Origin of the sequence: Enterobacter sp. 18A13, from assembly GCF_007035975.1 — a bacterium.
Lineage (GTDB): Bacteria > Pseudomonadota > Gammaproteobacteria > Enterobacterales > Enterobacteriaceae > Enterobacter > Enterobacter vonholyi.
Genome location: NZ_AP019634.1, coordinates 4,521,759 through 4,540,400 on the forward strand (window position 1 = coordinate 4,521,759; position 18,642 = coordinate 4,540,400).

The following is an 18,642-nucleotide window of genomic DNA, read 5'->3' on the forward strand; positions in this document are numbered from 1 at the left end:
AGGGCCAGGGTGACGAGTTACAGCAGCTTAGCCAGACGGTTGATGTCGGACTGAATGGCTCCTGCGGTGACATCGCGCCCGGCGCCAGGACCGCGGATTACCAGCGGGTTATCGCGATACCAGCGGCTTTCGATGGCGAAGACGTTATCGCACGGCAGCAGCGCCGCCAGCGGATGCTCAGGACGCACCGCCTCGACGCCGACTCGCGCTTTTCCGTTAGCCTCAAAACGCGCCACATAGCGCAGTACCAGCCCCATCTCGTTCGCCGCTTCCAGACGCTGAACCATCTGCTCGTTAAGCTCTTCACCATTTTCAAAGAAATGGTCCACAGAACCTTCTTCACAGCCGGCAGGCACCAGTGATTCGACGCGTACGGAATCCGGTTCGATGTCGTAACCAGCTTCACGCGCCAGGATTACCAGCTTACGCATCACGTCTTTACCGGAAAGGTCAACGCGCGGATCGGGTTCCGTTAAGCCCTGCTGCCACGCCTGATCCACCAGGTCGGTGAACGGTACGGTGCCGTCAAACTGCAGGAACAGCCAGGAGAGCGTGCCGGAGAAGATACCGCTCAGCGCCAGAATGCTGTCGCCGCTTTCAATCAGGTCACGCACGGTGTGGTTAACCGGCAGGCCCGCGCCCACGGTGGCGTTATACAGCCAGTGACGGCCAGTTTTTTCAAACGCGTCGTGGATCTGACGGTATTTATCGGTGCTGCTCGCCCCCGCCAGCTTGTTGGCGCTGATGACGTGGAAACCGTGGCTGGCGAAATCAAGGTACTGATCGGCAAGCTGTTCGCTGGCGGTAACGTCCAGCACCACCAGATCGTCATACGGGTGCGCGCGCATCCACAGGAACAGCGACTCTTCATCCTGCTCAACCGCTTCATCGTTAAAGAAGGCAAGCGCGCGGCTGGCGTCCAGCCCTTCGTAGTTCAGCAGGCTGCGGCGACTGTCTACCACGCCCGCAAGAATAAATTCAAACCCGGTACGCGCCGAGAGCGTCACCTGTTCGCGGGCAAACAGCTCAAGCCAGCGGGAACCGATATTACCTTTCCCGAACAGCACCAGGCCGATGCGTTTTTCCGCGCGGAACAGGGAGGTATGCAGACCCTGAATCAGGCTTTCGGTTGGCCCTTTGCGCAGAACGGCAACCAGGCTGATGCCCTCTTCCGACTGCCAGGTGAACTCCACCGGCTGCCCTTTCAGCTGCTGCCAGAAGCGGTGGCAGTGCAGCGGGTTACGGGTGACGCCCGCGCCCACCATCGCCACCAGCGCCAGCCCCTGACGCAGGCGAAGTTCGCCCGGCAGGCCTGCTTCATCCAGAATTTTCAGCGCGCTGTCCGCCACTTCTGCGGTATAGCAGAACTGCAGCAGCTGGCGGTCATTGTGAACACCCACGGCCAGCGGACGCACCTGAGCACGTTTCAGGATCGTGTCGATCTCTTTATGCGCCAGCTTGAAGTCCTGCCCCGCAGGCACCTGGAACTCAATCAGGCAGATGTCGTCATGGCTGGTGACAATACGAGCCCCGGTACCGGACGCCAGCACGCGCTCAATGCGCGTGGAGCCTTGATCCGGGGTGTAACTGCAGCGCAGCTGGAGGTCGATATCGCTGCCGGAAACCGGCTGCAGCGTGCGCGCGTGCAGTACCGGCGCAGCCAGACGCGCCAGTTCACTGGCTTCATCCAGGCGCAGCAGCGGCAGCAGGCAGGCATCCTTAACTTTACGCGGGTCCGCGCTGTAAACACCGGCCACGTCGCTCCAGATGGTGACGCGGGACACGCCCGCCAGGGCACCAATCTGCGTTGCCGAGTAGTCCGATCCGTTACGGCCCAGCAGCACGGTTTCGCCCGCGTTGCTGCGGCTGATAAAGCCGGTGACGACAATACGTTTGCCCGGGTGCTGCACCAGCAGCTGTTGCAGCAGCGGGTAGGACAACCCTTCATCCACCTGCGGCTGCGCGGCGCGTTCGGCGCGCAGGAAATCACGCGCGTCGAGCCAGGCCGCTTCCACGCCCAGGTGTTGCAGCACGGCGGCCATCAGGCGTGCGGACCACACTTCACCGTGGCCCACCACTTCGGCATACACCGCATCGGTAATACCGCTGTCCAGCAGGGCAGCCAGACGCTCAAGGTCATGGGTGAAGGCACCGATCAGCCCGTCCGCCACGTCCGCAGGCAGCAGGCCGGCAATCAGCTCGCTCTGGTAACGACGTAAGGACTGTTGCACCTGATGCGCAGAAAGGCGATCGGTCTGGCTCAGTTTCAGCCAGCTAATCAACTGGTTGGTGGTGCTGCCCGCTGCCGAGACAACCATCATGTCACCCGGCTGTGAATATTCCGTCATGATCCCTGCAACGCGCAGGTAACATTTCACATCAGCAAGACTACTACCACCAAACTTGTGCAGCTGACGACCCTTCGCCCCTGCCTGCGCTATCACACTCATGATTACCCCTTGGCTGCGATCCGGAAGCCATTTTCCAGATCGGCAATTAAATCTTCAGAATCTTCAATGCCGGTTGAGATACGCAGCAGCGTCTCAGAAATCCCGGCGGCGGCACGTGCTTCCGGTGCCATACCTGCGTGCGTCATGGTTGCGGCGTGGGAGATCAAGCTTTCAACCCCACCTAAGGATTCCGCCAGCGTAAACAATGACAGCCCGCTCAGGAAGCGACGCAGCGTTTGCTCGTCACCGTCCAGTTCAAAACTTAACATCGCGCCAAACCCTTTCTGCTGGCGCGCGGCAATCTCGTGCCCCTGATTTTCCGGCAGCGACGGGTGATAAAGCTTTTTCACCAGCGGCTGGGTTTTCAGGAAATCGACAATCGCCTGGGCATTGCGCTGCGCCACGTCCATGCGCGGCGAAAGCGTGCGGATGCCGCGCAACAGCAGATAGCTGTCGAAGGCGCCCGCGGTGACGCCAATGTTATTGGCCCACCATGCCAGTTCGGTGACAACATCCGGATCTTTGGCAATTACCACGCCTGCCACTACGTCAGAATGGCCGTTCAGATATTTAGTGCATGAATGCAATACCAGATCGGCACCCAGTGCGAGTGGGTTCTGAAGGGCCGGACTGAGGAACGTATTATCCACTACACTTATCGCTCCCGCATCCCTTGCGAGCTGACAAATTTTCGCAATATCGACAACGCGCAACAATGGATTGCTTGGACTTTCCACCAGAACCAGCTTTGGTTTCTCTGCCAGAGCCTGTTTCAGCGCCTGTTCGTCGTTTTGATCGACAAACAGCACGCGATAGCAGCCGCGTTTTGCCAGGCTATCAAACAGGCGATAGCTGCCGCCGTAGCAATCGTGTGGGGCAACCAGCAGATCGCCCGGTTTCAGGAACACGGTGGTCACCAGGTGAATGGCGGACATCCCGGTATTGGTTAATACTGCCCCTGCGCCCCCTTCCAGTTCCGCAAGCGCGCGCTGGGTCACGTCACGCGTAGGGTTGCCACGACGCGAGTAGTCATGCGCGCGGGGTTCATTAAATCCGGTGAAGTTGTAGGTACTGGAAAGATGAATCGGCGGGACAACGCAGCCGTACTGCTCGTCATCATTTAATCCGCTACGCACTGCAATAGTGGCCTGTTTACGCGTCATGGTGAGGGCTTCCTGGCGAATGAGGTGAAAAGTCAGGCACCAGAGTAAACATTGAAAGTATGGACGTCAATACATCTGGACATCTAAACTTCTTTGCGTATAGATTGAGCAATGCGCAAATAGCCGTTAAAATTATATGCTTTAGTGCACGCTGCAGCGGCAATATCCGTGCCACGGTATCGTCTCTACGGTAAACTAGACAAGATTGCGGTTCAAAACGGGTGGTTACAGGTTTTGCACCTTTAGATAAATGACTGAGAGGATTAAAGGTATCTCATGGCTGAATGGAGCGGCGAATATATCAGCCCATACGCTGAGCACGGTAAGAAGAGTGAGCAAGTAAAGAAAATTACGGTTTCCATTCCTCTGAAGGTGTTGAAGATCCTCACCGATGAACGTACGCGTCGTCAGGTGAACAACCTGCGCCACGCGACCAACAGCGAACTGCTGTGCGAAGCGTTTCTGCATGCGTTTACCGGTCAACCGTTGCCGAACGATGAAGATCTGCGCAAAGAGCGTAGTGATGAAATCCCGGAAGAGGCGAAGGTGATCATGCGTGAACTGGGTATTGACCCGGAGACGTGGGAATACTGAGAAGCGGATACAAAAAAGGCACCTTGCGGTGCCTTTTTTTCGGGAAACTTATTTAGCGCCCGGGATGCTGAAACGCTTGTTGAAGCGGTCAACACGGCCACCGGTTGCAACGTCACGCTGCTTACCAGTGTAGAACGGGTGGCATTTGCCGCACACGTCCAGGTTCAGATCGTGACCCACGGTAGAGCGGATCTGGATAGAGTTACCGCAAGAACAGTTTGCAGTAATCATTTCGTATTTCGGGTGAATATCTTTTTTCATGGGAGAACCTCAGTTAAGGCCGCGTCGCTCTTCCAGCCCTAACGCCAGACACCACGCGATGTTGATTGTAAGTTCTTTGGCGTAAAGTACACCAAAGGCGGCGAATCATACAGAATTTGACCAACGTATGCAAACTGATCCGCACGCCGCTTTTACTAATGTGTATACTAACGCGCCACTTTTCAAGTCAGGAAGATTCGATGCCCGTCGCTCACGTTGCCCTGCCCGTTCCGCTTCCCCGCACCTTTGACTATCTGCTGCCCGACAGCATGAGCGCCAAAGCGGGCTGCCGCGTGACCGTGCCGTTTGGCAAACAGCAGCGCGTGGGGATCGTCGTCTCCGTCAGCGATAAAAGCGAGCTACCGCTTAATGAGCTGAAATCAGTCGTTGAGGTGCTGGACAGCGAGCCGGTTTACTCCACCAGCATATGGCGACTGCTGCTGTGGGCGGCGGATTATTATCATCACCCGATCGGCGACGTCCTGTTCCACGCTCTGCCAATTATGCTGCGTCAGGGCAAGAGCGCCAGCCATGCGCCAATGTGGTACTGGTTTGCCACGGAGGAAGGCCAGGCCGTCGACATCAACAATCTGAAGCGCTCGCAGAAGCAGCAGCAGGCGCTGGCGGCGCTGCGTCAGGGGAAAATCTGGCGGCATCAGGTCGACGAGCTTGAGGTCAGCGAAACGGCGCTACAGGCATTAAGAAAGAAAGGGCTAAGCGAACTGGCCAGCGAAGCGCCTGCTCTGAACGACTGGCGGGAGAGTTTCTCCGTTTCAGGGGATCGCCTGCGTCTGAATACCGAACAGGCCACCGCGGTAGGCGCGATTCATAGCGCCTCCGATCGTTTCTCTGCCTGGCTGCTGGCGGGGGTCACCGGTTCCGGCAAGACCGAAGTCTACCTGAGCGTGCTGGAAAACGTGCTCGCTCAGGGGAAACAGGCGCTGGTGATGGTGCCGGAAATTGGCCTGACGCCGCAAACCATCGCCCGATTTCGCGAACGCTTTAACGCGCCGGTTGAGGTGCTGCACTCCGGCCTGAACGACAGCGAACGCCTCAGCGCCTGGCTGAAAGCGAAGAACGGCGAAGCGGCGATTGTGATCGGCACCCGTTCATCGCTGTTTACGCCGTTTAAAAATCTTGGCGTTATCGTGATCGACGAAGAGCACGACAGCTCCTATAAACAGCAGGAAGGCTGGCGCTATCATGCCCGCGATCTGGCGGTCTATCGCGCGCACAGCGAGCAAATTCCCATTATTCTGGGTTCCGCCACGCCGGCGCTCGAAACGCTGCACAACGTGCGCCAGCGTAAATACCACATGCTGCGCCTGACGCGTCGGGCGGGTAATGCCCGTCCGGCCATTCAGCACGTGCTGGATCTGAAAGGTCAGCAGGTTCAGGCGGGGCTAGCGCCCGCGCTGATTACCCGCATGCGCCAGCATTTGCAGGCGGGGAATCAGGTCATTTTGTTTCTGAACCGCCGCGGATTCGCCCCTGCCCTGCTGTGCCACGACTGCGGCTGGATTGCCGAATGCCCGCGCTGCGACCACTACTATACCTTCCATCAGGCCCAGCGGCATTTGCGCTGCCACCACTGCGACAGCCAGCGTCCGGTGCCGCGCCAGTGTCCGTCATGTGGTTCAACGCATATTGTGCCGGTCGGTCTGGGAACGGAACAGCTTGAACAGGCGCTTGGTCCCTTCTTCCCGGACGTGCCGATTTCGCGTATCGACCGGGACACCACCAGCCGCAAAGGCGCGCTCGAACAGCAGCTGGCGGAAGTGCATCGCGGTGGCGCGCGCATCCTGATTGGTACCCAGATGCTGGCTAAAGGTCACCATTTTCCGGACGTGACGCTGGTCGCCCTGCTGGACGTGGACGGCGCGCTGTTCTCGGCAGATTTTCGTTCAGCCGAGCGCTTCGCCCAGCTTTATACCCAGGTAGCCGGACGTGCAGGACGCGCCGGTAAACAGGGCGAAGTGGTGTTGCAAACGCACCACCCGGAGCACCCGCTGCTGCAAACCTTGCTGCACAAAGGCTATGACGCCTTTGCCGAGCAGGCGCTGGCCGAGCGCCAGACTATGCAGCTACCGCCGTGGACCAGTCACGTCATCATCCGCGCGGAAGATCATAACAACCAGCAGGCGCCACTTTTCCTGCAGCAGCTGAGAAACCTTCTGCAGGCCAGCCCGCTGGTGGATAATCAGCTGTGGATTTTGGGCCCGGTGCCCGCCCTCGCGCCAAAACGCGGCGGCCGTTTCCGATGGCAGATTTTGCTCCAGCACCCTTCGCGTGTTCGTCTTCAGCATATCGTCAGCGGCGCGCTGGTGCTGATTAATACCTTGCCCGAAGCGCGAAAAGTGAAGTGGGTGCTGGACGTCGACCCCATCGAAGGCTGAAGCTGGATCGAAAAATTTAACTCTCCTCACATTTTTTATGAAAATTCTGTAACCGATTCCATTAACAATCTGTAAAAATGGTGATGTCAGAAGTTCGGTGTTCAGGCGAGGAGAAGACGTTGAAGTCCAGGAAAGAGGTTGCACCGGCGACCATGAAAGACGTTGCCCAGAAAGCACAAGTCTCTACGGCAACGGTATCCCGCGCATTAATGAACCCGGATAAAGTCTCCCAGGCGACCCGTAACCGGGTGGAGCAGGCTGCGCTGGAAGTGGGCTATTTCCCACAGGCGATGGGGCGTAACGTTAAACGCAACGAGTCGCGCACCATTCTGGTTATTGTGCCGGACATCTGTGACCCCTTTTTCAGCGAGATTATCCGCGGTATTGAAGTCACCGCGGCGGAACAAGGTTACCTGGTGCTGATTGGTGACTGTGCTCATCAGAATCAGCAGGAAAAAACCTTCATCGACCTCATTATCACCAAGCAGATCGACGGCATGCTTTTGCTTGGCTCTCGTCTGCCGTTTGATGCCAGCATTGAAGAGCAGCGTAATTTACCGCCGATGGTCATGGCCAACGAGTTTGCGCCAGAGCTGGAGCTGCCGACGGTCCATATCGATAACCTCACCGCCGCGTTCAACGCCGTAAATTATCTCCAGGAGCTGGGGCATAAGCGTATTGGCTGCATCGCCGGACCGGAAGAGATGCCGCTGTGTCACTACCGTCTGCAGGGCTACGTTCAGGCGCTGCGCCGTACCGGCGTTACCGTCGATCCGCACTACATTGCGCGCGGTGATTTTACCTTCGCTGCAGGTGGACAGGCGCTGGAGAAACTTCTGGACCTGCCTGAGCCACCAACCGCCGTATTTTGTCACAGCGACGTGATGGCGCTGGGCGCATTATCGTATGCCAAACGCCGCGGTCTTCGCATACCGAAAGATTTATCGATCATCGGTTTCGATAATATTTCGCTTTCGGAATTTTGCGATCCGCCGCTCTCAACGGTCGCTCAGCCGCGCTACAAAATCGGCCGCGAAGCGATGCTTCTTCTGCTGGATCAGCTTCACGGTCAAACAGTTAGCAGCGGCTCGCGGTTGCTGGACTGTGAACTGATCGTCCGCGGCACTACCCAGGCATTGACTTAAAGTAAACGTCTTTCGGATACCCTTATCTGGTCAAAGCCCCGCCGCTTAAGTAACATGGCGGACTGACGAACGAATAAATACAGCGAAACGATAGTGGCACAACGAGATTATGTACGTCGCGGCCAGCCGGCACCTTCGCGACGCAAAAAGAGTAGCTCAAGGAAAAAGCAACGTAACCTGCCTGCTGTCTCGCCAGCAATGGTCGCTATTGCTGCGGCTGTAGTCGTCGCCTTTATTGGTGGCCTGTACTTTATCACGCACCATAAAAAAGAAGAGTCTGAGGCGCTTCAGGCAAGCAAAGTGGCCGGAAATGGCCTTCCTCCGAAGCCTGAAGAGCGCTGGCGCTATATCAAAGAGCTGGAAAGCCGTCAGCCTGGGGTACGTGCGCCAACTGAACCTTCTGCGGGTGGTGAAGTGCAGAATGCGAATCAGCTGACGGATGAACAGCGTCAGCTGCTGGCACAAATGCAGGCCGATATGCGCCAGCAGCCTACGCAGCTGAACGAAGTGCCGTGGAATGAGCAGACCCCGGCACAGCGCCAGCAAACGCTGCAGCGACGTCAGGCGCAACAGCAGCAGCAGTGGGCACAAACCCAGCCGGTGCAGCAGCCTAAGGCACAGCCGCGGGTAACGGAACAGCCGTATCAGCAGCCGACGCGTACGGTGCAGTCTCAGCCTGTCCAGCAGCAGCCGAAAACTCAGCCTCAGAAACAGGCGGCTCAGCCTTATCAGGATCTGCTTCAGACGCCAGCGCATACCACCGCGCAGCAGCCGAAAACTCAGCAGGCTGCGCCGGTGACCAAAGAGACCGAAGCGCCGAAGCAGACGGCTGAGAAAAAAGACGAACGCCGCTGGATGGTGCAGTGCGGTTCGTTCAAAGGCGCGGAGCAGGCGGAAACGGTGCGTGCGCAGCTGGCCTTCGAAGGGTTTGATTCGCGTATTACCACCAATAACGGCTGGAATCGCGTGGTGATTGGGCCGGTCAAAGGCAAAGAAAATGCCGATGGCACCATTTCGCGTTTGAAAATCGCCGGTCACACAAACTGCATTCGACTCGCCTCCGGGGGTTGAAACCCCCAAAATCCCCCCCATCTATCATTTAATTCAGCCCTGAGCACAGGCTCAGGGCTTCTGTTTCCCGATTCTGTAACCAGGGGGTCTGCTCGTGACAACAATAGTAAGTGTACGCCGTAACGGCCATGTGGTAATCGCCGGTGATGGCCAGGCCACGCTGGGTAATACCGTCATGAAAGGCAACGTGAAGAAAGTACGCCGTCTCTACAACGACAAAGTGATCGCCGGTTTTGCAGGCGGCACGGCGGATGCCTTCACGCTGTTTGAACTTTTTGAACGCAAACTGGAAATGCACCAGGGTCATCTGGTGAAAGCTGCCGTTGAGCTGGCAAAAGACTGGCGTACCGACCGCATGCTGCGCAAGCTTGAAGCGCTGCTGGCCGTGGCCGATGAAACCGCTTCGCTTATCATCACCGGTAATGGTGACGTGATTCAGCCGGAAAATGACCTGATTGCCATCGGCTCTGGCGGCCCGTATGCCCAGGCTGCAGCCCGCGCGCTGTTGGAAAATACCGACATGAACGCGCGTGATATCGCGGTGAAGGCGTTGGATATTGCAGGTGATATCTGCATCTATACCAACCACAATCACACCATCGAAGAATTGACCTCCAAAGCGTAAGGATCTCCCATGTCTGAAATGACCCCACGCGAAATTGTCAGCGAACTGAACAAACACATTATCGGCCAGGATAACGCCAAGCGCTCCGTGGCTATCGCTCTGCGTAACCGCTGGCGTCGTATGCAGCTTGACGAAGAGCTGCGCCACGAAGTCACACCGAAAAATATTCTGATGATCGGCCCGACCGGGGTCGGTAAAACCGAAATCGCCCGTCGACTGGCGAAGCTGGCCAACGCGCCGTTCATCAAAGTTGAAGCCACCAAGTTCACCGAAGTGGGCTACGTGGGTAAAGAAGTGGACTCCATCATCCGCGATCTGACCGACTCGGCGATCAAGATGGTGCGCGTCCAGGCGATCGAGAAAAACCGCTATCGCGCGGAAGAGATGGCCGAAGAGCGCATTCTCGACGTGCTGATCCCACCGGCAAAAAACAACTGGGGCCAGGCAGAACAGCAGGCAGAACCGTCTGCTGCACGTCAGGCGTTCCGCAAAAAACTGCGCGAAGGCCAGCTGGATGACAAAGAGATTGAGATCGATCTCGCTGCCGCGCCAATGGGTGTGGAAATCATGGCACCTCCGGGCATGGAAGAGATGACCAGTCAGCTCCAGTCCATGTTCCAGAACCTGGGCGGACAGAAGCAGAAAGCGCGTAAGCTGAAAATTAAAGACGCGATGAAGCTGCTGATTGAAGAAGAAGCGGCGAAGCTGGTGAACCCGGAAGAGCTGAAGCAGGACGCTATCGACGCGGTTGAGCAGCACGGTATCGTGTTTATCGACGAAATCGACAAAATTTGTAAGCGCGGTGGCAACAGCTCCGGCCCGGACGTGTCCCGCGAAGGCGTTCAGCGCGATCTGCTGCCGCTGGTTGAAGGCTGCACCGTCTCCACCAAGCACGGCATGGTGAAAACGGACCACATCCTGTTTATCGCATCAGGTGCCTTCCAGGTTGCCAGCCCGTCGGATCTGATCCCGGAGCTGCAGGGCCGTCTGCCTATCCGCGTTGAGCTGCAGGCGCTGACCACCGAAGATTTCGAACGTATCCTGACCGAGCCAAACGCCTCTGCTACCGTACAGTACAAAGCGCTGATGGCGACCGAAGGCGTGAACCTCGAATTCACCGAAGACGGTATCAAACGTATTGCCCAGGCCGCATGGCAGGTGAACGAAACCACCGAAAACATCGGTGCGCGTCGTCTGCATACCGTGCTGGAACGCCTGGTCGAAGATATCTCTTATGACGCGAGCGACCTGAACGGCCAAACCGTTACCATTGACTCAGAATATGTGAGTAAACATCTGGATGCGTTAGTGGCAGATGAAGATCTGAGCCGTTTTATCCTATAATCGCGGTTACTGGATTCTCATCACGTTTAATGGGGGCTAATGCCCCCATTTTTATTGGCTAAATACTTATGACTGACATCAGCCGTACGCAGGCGTGGCTCGAAAGTCTGCGCCCAAAAACACTTCCTCTGGCCTTTGCCGCGATTATCGTCGGCACCGCCCTTGCCTGGTGGCAGGGTTATTTTGATCCGCTGGTCGCCGCGCTGGCACTGATTACCGCCGGCCTGCTGCAAATTCTCTCCAATCTCGCCAACGACTACGGCGACGCGGTAAAAGGCAGCGACAAGCCGGACCGCATAGGGCCACTGCGCGGAATGCAGAAAGGGGTGATTACCCAGGCGCAGATGAAACGCGCGCTGATTATCACCGTGGTGCTGATCTGCGTATCCGGCCTGGCGCTGGTGACGGTGGCGTCTAAGACCACCAGCGATTTTATTGGCTTCCTGGTGCTGGGTTTACTGGCTATTATCGCGGCCATCACCTACACCGTCGGCACGCGTCCTTACGGTTATATTGGACTCGGGGATATCTCCGTACTGGTGTTCTTCGGCTGGCTGAGCGTGATGGGAAGCTGGTACCTGCAGGCGCATACGGTGATCCCTGCCCTGTTCCTGCCTGCGACCGCTTGCGGTCTGCTGGCGACAGCTGTGCTCAACATCAACAACCTGCGCGACATCGACAGCGATCGCGAGAACGGCAAAAATACCCTGGCGGTTCGTCTGGGGCCGGTTAATGCCCGCCGCTATCACGCCTGTCTGCTCATTGGCGCGCTGGTTTGCCTGGCGCTGTTTAACCTGATTTCCTTGCAAAGCCTGTGGGGCTGGCTGTTTGTGCTTGCCGCGCCGCTGCTGATTAAGCAGGCCCGCTTTGTGATGCGTGAACTCAGCCCGTCCGCCATGCCGCCGATGCTGGAGCGCACGGTAAAAGGTGCGCTGCTGACTAACCTGTTGTTCGTCATCGGGATTGTGTTAAGCCAGACGCTGCGTTAGCTGACAAATATCAATTAACAATTGATGATTTTGCCAACAACGCATTTCGCACGATATACTGAACACATTCGCAGCAACTGAGCGTTAAACCTATGAAATACGATACCTCCGAGCTTTGTGACATCTACCAGGAAGATGTCAACGTCGTTGAACCGCTGTTCTCCAACTTTGGTGGGCGGTCATCATTTGGCGGTCAAATCGTCACGGTGAAATGTTTCGAGGACAACGGGTTGCTGTACGATCTGCTCGAACAGAACGGCCGCGGCCGCGTTCTTGTGGTCGACGGCGGCGGTTCCGTGCGCCGGGCATTAATTGATGCTGAACTGGCCGGCATTGCCGTCCAGAACGAGTGGGAAGGCCTTGTGGTGTACGGTTCCGTGCGCCAGGTGGACGATCTGGAAGACCTGGATATCGGGATTCAGGCCATCGCGGCCATACCGGTAGGGGCGGCGGGTGACGGCATCGGCGAAAGCGACGTGCGCGTCAATTTCGGGGGCGTGACCTTCTTCTCCGGGGATCATCTCTACGCCGATAATACCGGCATTATCCTTTCCGAAGATCCGCTGGATATCGAGTAATTAAACCGTCAGCGTGAACCATAAAAAAACCGCCAACAGCAATGTGGCGGTTTTTTTGTCCCTCGGGATTCGCGGTCCGTTGGGGAGTTTTGCAACCTTTAACCAGGATTTTTATCTTACCCTGGTTCAAATCTCAGGTAACCCCATCGACCCTTTATAAATTCCTAATTTCCTTTGAAAACCTTAACTACGCTACTGTTGCTCATTATGATGCATCGTCCCTTTCCGCCATCTCGCACATGGGCATCGGTCCAGGAAAAGGTGTATTAACAACCGTAAAGCAACCTTTAACCGGGCTTGTGTCCGCCGACTTATCACCGGTGGTGAACGGTGGAGCGGTTAGCTGCAGGGACCGCATAATGAAACGCTATTTATGTATCGCGTTCATTGTCGCCAGCGTACTCGTTGTAAAGAGTGATGAACCGAATGTGTTCGTTACTTTTGCTATGACAGCGCAGGACAAGTAGCGTTAAGGCCGCCTCTGGCGGCCTTTTTTATGGTTGGATGTCAGTTAGCGAGAACCATAAAAAAGCCGGGTAGCGGCTTCGCCTTACCCGGCCTGTGCAGTTCATCCCAGTGGGAATCAGACTTCTTCCATACGTCCCAGCAGCGCCTGCAGGCGATCCTGCCAGCCATTCTGCTGTTCGCGCAGCTGGTTGTTTTCGCGCTCCAGTTCTTCGCGGCCGTGCTGCGCGTTCTGAACTTCCTGCGCCAGGCTGTTGTTCTTCTCTTTCAGCTCTTCAATTTCCATCTGCAGCAGGGTGATGGTGTCAATCGCCTGCTGTACTTTCGATTCCAGTTTCTCAAACACTTCTAAAGACATGATGCTACCTCTCCTGAATTGCAAGGCGACGCTTTAACATAAACGCGCACGACATATACCGTCGATTGTATGGAGCGCGGCGCTCTGTGTCCAGCGACACACCGCGCAGATCGCGGTTTGCAACACTTTTAGGTCTGGTCCTGGTGTGTTCGCGTCATATACCCCTAAATTGTTAGCTGATTCGTTAATGAAATGATTCAGCTCACATTCCGGCACTGATCCTGTACTGCTGCAAAGATGTGCTTTATGGCGCGAAAACGCTCATTTTATTGACGCAGACCACACATTTCGATTTCGATATTTCTCGTTTTTGCTCGTTAACGATAAATTAACACTATGTCTACAGGGCATCGTGGCTGTCACGGGCGGTCATGCTAACAATAAACATCAATTTCTTCAGGATTCCGATTATGAGTCAGACATCAACCTTAAAAGGCCAGTGCATTGCCGAGTTCCTTGGTACCGGGTTGTTGATATTCTTCGGAGTGGGCTGTGTCGCTGCACTGAAAGTGGCGGGTGCCAGTTTTGGTCAGTGGGAAATCAGTATCATCTGGGGTCTGGGCGTGGCGATGGCCATCTACCTGACCGCAGGGGTTTCTGGTGCACATCTTAACCCGGCGGTGACAATCGCACTGTGGCTGTTCGCGTGCTTTGACGGACGCAAAGTTGTTCCTTTCATTCTTTCTCAATTTGCCGGCGCATTTTGCGCAGCGGCGTTAGTTTACGGGCTTTATTACAATCTTTTCATCGACTTCGAACAGACGCATCATATGGTACGCGGCAGCGTCGAAAGTCTGGATCTGGCAGGCATCTTCTCAACCTACCCTAACCCGCACATCAATTTTGTGCAGGCGTTCGCAGTTGAAATGGTGATTACCGCTATTCTGATGGGCGTTATTCTGGCGCTGACCGACGACGGAAACGGCATTCCGCGCGGCCCGCTGGCACCCCTGCTGATTGGTTTGCTGATTGCGGTAATTGGCGCATCCATGGGCCCGCTGACCGGCTTCGCGATGAACCCGGCACGTGATATCGGACCAAAAGCGTTCGCCTTTATCGCAGGCTGGGGCGACGTCGCCTTCACAGGTGGCAAAGACATTCCTTACTTCCTGGTACCGCTGTTTGCGCCGGTTGTCGGGGCTGCGCTGGGTGCGTTTAGCTACCGCAAATTAATTGGTCGCCACTTACCGTGCGACACCTGTGTGGAAGAGGAGAAGGAAACGACTTCTACCGCACAACAAAAAGCTTCGCTGTAATCTGACTACGGGACACATACCATGACCGAAAAAAAATATATCGTTGCGCTCGACCAGGGCACTACCAGCTCCCGCGCTGTCGTAATGGATCATGACGCGAACATCGTCAGCGTGTCACAGCGCGAATTTGAGCAAATTTATCCTCGCCCAGGCTGGGTAGAACACGACCCGATGGAGATTTGGGCGTCACAAAGCTCCACGCTGGTCGAAGTGCTGGCGAAAGCCGATATCAGTTCCGACGAGATTGCCGCGATTGGTATCACCAACCAGCGTGAAACAACGATCGTCTGGGAACGCGAAACCGGTAAGCCGATTTACAACGCCATCGTCTGGCAGTGCCGCCGTACCTCTGAAATCTGCGAACAGCTGAAGCGCGACGGTATGGAAGAGTACGTGCGCAGCGCCACCGGCCTGGTGGTTGACCCGTACTTCTCCGGCACCAAAGTGAAATGGATCCTCGACCACGTGGAAGGTTCACGCGAGCGTGCTAAACGCGGCGAGCTGCTGTTCGGTACCGTTGACACCTGGCTTATCTGGAAGATGACCCAGGGACGCGTCCACGTCACCGATTACACCAACGCCTCGCGTACCATGCTGTTCAACATCAACACCCTGGAGTGGGATGACAAGATGCTGGACGCGCTGGATATCCCACGCGCGATGCTGCCTGAAGTGCGCAAGTCTTCTGAGGTTTACGGCCAGACCAATATCGGCGGTAAAGGTGGCACCCGTATTCCTATTGCCGGTATCGCCGGTGACCAGCAGGCGGCGCTGTTCGGCCAGCTGTGCGTCAAAGAAGGGATGGCGAAGAATACCTACGGCACCGGCTGCTTTATGCTGATGAATACCGGTGAGAAAGCGGTGAAATCAGAAAACGGTCTGCTGACCACCATCGCCTGCGGCCCGCGCGGCGAAGTGAACTATGCCCTGGAAGGTGCTGTGTTCATGGCCGGTGCGTCTATCCAGTGGCTGCGTGACGAGATGAAGCTGATCAGCGATGCATTCGACTCCGAGTACTTCGCCACCAAAGTGAAAGACACCAACGGCGTGTACGTGGTGCCTGCATTCACCGGTCTGGGCGCACCCTACTGGGATCCGTATGCACGCGGCGCGATTTTCGGACTGACGCGTGGCGTGAACTCTAACCACATTATTCGCGCTACTCTGGAATCCATCGCCTACCAGACCCGAGACGTGCTGGAAGCGATGCAGGCGGACTCCGGCATTCGTCTGCACGCCCTGCGCGTGGACGGCGGTGCGGTAGCGAATAACTTCCTGATGCAGTTCCAGTCCGACATTCTGGGCACCCGCGTTGAGCGCCCTGAAGTGCGTGAAGTGACGGCGCTGGGTGCGGCGTACCTTGCTGGTCTGGCGGTAGGCTTCTGGCAGAACCTGGACGAGCTGCAGGAAAAAGCGGTTATCGAACGCGAGTTCCGCCCGGGCATCGAAACCACCGAGCGTAACTTCCGCTACAGCGGCTGGAAGAAAGCGGTGAAACGCGCCCTGGCGTGGGAAGAACACGAGGAGTAAGACATACTTCCTCCTCACCCTAACCCTCTCCCCAAAGGGGAGAGGGGACTTAAAACACCCCTCCCCACTCTGTGATAAACTTCGTGCAATTCCTTTTGATTGCACGAGTACCTCATGAAACGTGAACTTGCTATCGAGTTTTCCCGCGTCACCGAAGCGGCCGCCCTTGCAGGCTATAAGTGGCTGGGTCGTGGCGATAAAAATACCGCAGACGGTGCAGCCGTCCATGCCATGCGCATTGTACTTAACCAGGTCAACATCGACGGCACCATCGTGATCGGCGAAGGCGAGATCGACGAAGCGCCAATGCTCTATATTGGTGAAAAAGTCGGTACCGGCAAAGGCGATGCCGTGGATATTGCCGTCGACCCGATCGAAGGTACCCGCATGACCGCAATGGGTCAGGCCAACGCCCTGGCGGTGCTGGCCGTGGGCGATAAGGGATGCTTCCTTAACGCGCCGGATATGTACATGGAAAAGCTGATTGTCGGCCCTGGCGCGAAAGGCGCAATCGACCTTAGCCTGCCGCTGGAAGAGAACCTGCACAACGTCGCCAAAGCCCTGGGCAAACCTCTTAGCGAACTCACCGTGACGATTCTGGCGAAACCGCGCCACGACGCCACCATCGCGCAGATGCAAAAGCTCGGCGTGCGCGTGTTTGCCATTCCGGACGGTGACGTTGCCGCCTCGATCCTGACCTGCATGCCGGACAGCGAAGTAGACGTGCTGTACGGCATCGGCGGCGCGCCGGAAGGTGTGGTCTCTGCGGCAGTGATCCGCGCGCTGGATGGCGATATGCAGGCCCGTCTGCTGCCCCGCCACGAGGTGAAAGGCGACAGCGAAGAGAATCGCCGTATCGGTGAAAACGAGCTGGCGCGCTGCGAAGCGATGGGCATCGAGGCTAATAAAGTGCTCGCGCTGGACGAGATGGCCCGTAGCGATAACGTGGTCTTCTCGGCGACCGGCATCACCAAAGGCGATCTGCTGGACGGCATCACCCGCAAGGGCAATATGGCGACCACCGAAACGCTGCTGATCCGCGGTAAATCACGCACCATTCGTCGTATCCAGTCTATCCACTATCTCGACCGCAAAGACCCGGACGTACAGACGCACATTCTGTAAAACCGTTTGATCGATAGAGCTTTCCGGCCCTGACGGGCTGGAAATTGTCACCACAAGTACGGAAGATAGAACAGAGAAACAGCACAGGAGAAGATCATGGCGGACTGGGTAACAGGTAAAGTCACAAAGGTACAGTTCTGGACCGATGCGCTATTTAGTCTCACCGTACATGCTCCCGTTCACCCGTTTAAAGCCGGGCAATTTGCAAAGCTGGGACTGGATGTCGACGGCGAGCGCGTGCAGCGCGCCTACTCTTACGTTAACGCGCCTGATAACCCGGATCTCGAATTCTATCTGGTCACCGTTCCTGACGGTAAGCTCAGCCCGCGCCTTGCCGCCCTTAAGCCCGGCGACGACGTGCAAATTGTGAGTGAAGCGGCAGGCTTCTTTGTGCTCGAAGAGATCCCGAATTGTGACACGCTCTGGATGCTGGCAACCGGTACGGCCATCGGCCCTTATCTCTCTATTTTGCAGTACGGCAAAGATCTGGAGCGCTTTAAAAACATCGTGCTGGTGCACGCTGCGCGCTACGCCGCGGACCTGAGCTACCTGCCACAGATGCAGGCGCTGGAGCAGCGGTACGGCGGAAAGTTAAAGATTCAGACGGTGGTCAGCCGCGAAACCGTAGCAGGAACGCTTACCGGTCGCGTGCCGGCGTTAATTGAGAGTGGAGCCCTGGAAGAGGCGGTGGGTTTGCCGCTGAACGCTGAAACCAGCCACGTCATGCTGTGTGGCAACCCGCAGATGGTACGGGACACGCAGCAGCTTCTGAAGGATACCCGGCAGATGACGAAACATCTTCGCCGCCGGCCGGGCCATATGACCGCTGAACACTACTGGTGATCAGCGGTATTTCACCTCAACGGTATCTTTACCGTATTTGTTTTCGCTCTGGGTGCCGATAAACGCACCCAGATCGACAATCATCATCACGAAGATGACCGAAGGCAGCAGCCTGCCCACAACCCACGGCAGGATGGACGGAAGCATCGCCCAGTTCCCCGCCACCAGCATCCACGCCAGAATAATCAGAAATGCCCACGCGCCGGAACGACCGCGATCGTGCAGGCGTTTAACAACAACAGCCGCCGTTGGCCATAGCAGGCAGACCAGCGCGAAGGCCGCCGTTTGCGTGCTCAGCCATGCGTTGTAAGCAACGAAAAACAGAAGCAGCATGGCGACAACCCACGTCACCATCCAGATCCAGAAATCACGGCGTCCAATACGCCCTTTGAATGAAAACAACCACTGCTGTATGGTCATGTAAGGTTCCTTATTATCGTATAGCGCGC

At 56.6% G+C, this 18,642-nt stretch carries 17 protein-coding genes; 12 read left to right on the forward strand and 5 right to left on the reverse strand.

The window, feature by feature from the left end; all coding sequences use genetic code 11:
- Positions 1 to 17 precede the first annotated feature (17 nt).
- Together FOY93_RS21850 and metB are read right to left on the reverse strand one after the other, a co-directional pair.
- The gene (locus FOY93_RS21850) at positions 18 to 2,450 is read right to left on the reverse strand and encodes a bifunctional aspartate kinase/homoserine dehydrogenase II (protein WP_115876989.1); all 2,433 of its coding nucleotides are present in this window, start codon (positions 2,448 to 2,450) and stop codon (positions 18 to 20) included.
- Positions 2,451 to 2,452: 2 nt separating this feature from the next.
- Positions 2,453 to 3,613: a cystathionine gamma-synthase gene (gene metB, locus FOY93_RS21855; protein ID WP_045909121.1), complete on the reverse strand. Its 1,161-nt coding sequence runs from the start codon at positions 3,611 to 3,613 to the stop codon at positions 2,453 to 2,455.
- Between the two features lie 276 nt (positions 3,614 to 3,889).
- Here metB and metJ point away from each other — a divergent pair, with 276 nt between their 5' ends.
- Complete coding sequence (metJ, locus tag FOY93_RS21865; RefSeq protein WP_015966498.1) at positions 3,890 to 4,207, forward strand: met regulon transcriptional regulator MetJ; 318 nt, start codon at positions 3,890 to 3,892, stop codon at positions 4,205 to 4,207.
- A gap of 48 nt (positions 4,208 to 4,255) precedes the next feature.
- Here metJ and rpmE read toward each other — a convergent pair whose 3' ends face one another.
- Positions 4,256 to 4,468 (reverse strand): 50S ribosomal protein L31, encoded by a 213-nt coding sequence (rpmE, locus tag FOY93_RS21870; protein WP_003862040.1) that lies wholly within the window; start codon positions 4,466 to 4,468, stop codon positions 4,256 to 4,258.
- Between the two features lie 200 nt (positions 4,469 to 4,668).
- Between rpmE and priA the strand changes: the two genes are divergently transcribed.
- The 7 genes from priA (at position 4,669) to rraA (ending at position 12,616) form a co-directional block, all read left to right on the forward strand.
- The gene (gene priA, locus FOY93_RS21875; protein WP_136196036.1) at positions 4,669 to 6,864 is read left to right on the forward strand and encodes a primosomal protein N'; all 2,196 of its coding nucleotides are present in this window, start codon (positions 4,669 to 4,671) and stop codon (positions 6,862 to 6,864) included.
- A 119-nt stretch (positions 6,865 to 6,983) separates the two neighbouring features.
- The gene (gene cytR, locus FOY93_RS21880; protein WP_133295349.1) at positions 6,984 to 8,009 is read left to right on the forward strand and encodes a DNA-binding transcriptional regulator CytR; all 1,026 of its coding nucleotides are present in this window, start codon (positions 6,984 to 6,986) and stop codon (positions 8,007 to 8,009) included.
- Positions 8,010 to 8,102: 93 nt separating this feature from the next.
- Positions 8,103 to 9,080: a cell division protein FtsN gene (gene ftsN, locus FOY93_RS21885; RefSeq protein ID WP_133295350.1), complete on the forward strand. Its 978-nt coding sequence runs from the start codon at positions 8,103 to 8,105 to the stop codon at positions 9,078 to 9,080.
- 94 nt (positions 9,081 to 9,174) lie between these two features.
- Positions 9,175 to 9,705, forward strand: a complete 531-nt coding sequence (gene hslV / locus FOY93_RS21890; protein ID WP_008501802.1) for an ATP-dependent protease subunit HslV — start codon at positions 9,175 to 9,177, stop codon at positions 9,703 to 9,705.
- A 9-nt stretch (positions 9,706 to 9,714) separates the two neighbouring features.
- On the forward strand, positions 9,715 to 11,049 hold the full coding sequence (gene hslU, locus FOY93_RS21895; protein ID WP_143345666.1) for an ATP-dependent protease ATPase subunit HslU: 1,335 nt from the start codon (positions 9,715 to 9,717) through the stop codon (positions 11,047 to 11,049).
- Between the two features lie 68 nt (positions 11,050 to 11,117).
- Positions 11,118 to 12,038 carry a 1,4-dihydroxy-2-naphthoate polyprenyltransferase gene (gene menA / locus FOY93_RS21900; protein ID WP_033146936.1) on the forward strand — a complete coding sequence of 307 codons (921 nt, stop codon included), beginning with the start codon at positions 11,118 to 11,120 and terminating at the stop codon, positions 12,036 to 12,038.
- 92 nt (positions 12,039 to 12,130) lie between these two features.
- Positions 12,131 to 12,616: a ribonuclease E activity regulator RraA gene (gene rraA / locus FOY93_RS21905; protein ID WP_023309687.1), complete on the forward strand. Its 486-nt coding sequence runs from the start codon at positions 12,131 to 12,133 to the stop codon at positions 12,614 to 12,616.
- Positions 12,617 to 13,199: 583 nt separating this feature from the next.
- Here the strand turns inward: rraA and zapB are convergent.
- A complete protein-coding gene (gene zapB, locus FOY93_RS21915; RefSeq protein ID WP_010436935.1) occupies positions 13,200 to 13,439 on the reverse strand; it encodes a septal ring assembly protein ZapB in 240 nt (79 codons plus the stop codon).
- Between the two features lie 410 nt (positions 13,440 to 13,849).
- On the opposite strand from zapB, the gene FOY93_RS21920 reads away from it, so the two are divergent.
- From FOY93_RS21920 to fpr, 4 genes are all read left to right on the forward strand, one after another.
- Positions 13,850 to 14,695: an MIP/aquaporin family protein gene (locus FOY93_RS21920; protein ID WP_014885705.1), complete on the forward strand. Its 846-nt coding sequence runs from the start codon at positions 13,850 to 13,852 to the stop codon at positions 14,693 to 14,695.
- 21 nt (positions 14,696 to 14,716) lie between these two features.
- Complete coding sequence (gene glpK, locus FOY93_RS21925) at positions 14,717 to 16,225, forward strand: glycerol kinase GlpK (protein WP_023309688.1); 1,509 nt, start codon at positions 14,717 to 14,719, stop codon at positions 16,223 to 16,225.
- Between the two features lie 114 nt (positions 16,226 to 16,339).
- A complete protein-coding gene (gene glpX / locus FOY93_RS21930; protein ID WP_115876985.1) occupies positions 16,340 to 17,350 on the forward strand; it encodes a class II fructose-bisphosphatase in 1,011 nt (336 codons plus the stop codon).
- Positions 17,351 to 17,446: 96 nt separating this feature from the next.
- Positions 17,447 to 18,193: a ferredoxin--NADP(+) reductase gene (gene fpr, locus FOY93_RS21935; protein ID WP_136196037.1), complete on the forward strand. Its 747-nt coding sequence runs from the start codon at positions 17,447 to 17,449 to the stop codon at positions 18,191 to 18,193.
- Here fpr and FOY93_RS21940 read toward each other — a convergent pair whose 3' ends face one another.
- A complete protein-coding gene (locus FOY93_RS21940) occupies positions 18,194 to 18,613 on the reverse strand; it encodes a DUF805 domain-containing protein (RefSeq protein ID WP_023293600.1) in 420 nt (139 codons plus the stop codon). It abuts the gene before it with no gap.
- Between the last annotated feature and the right edge of the window lie 29 nt (positions 18,614 to 18,642).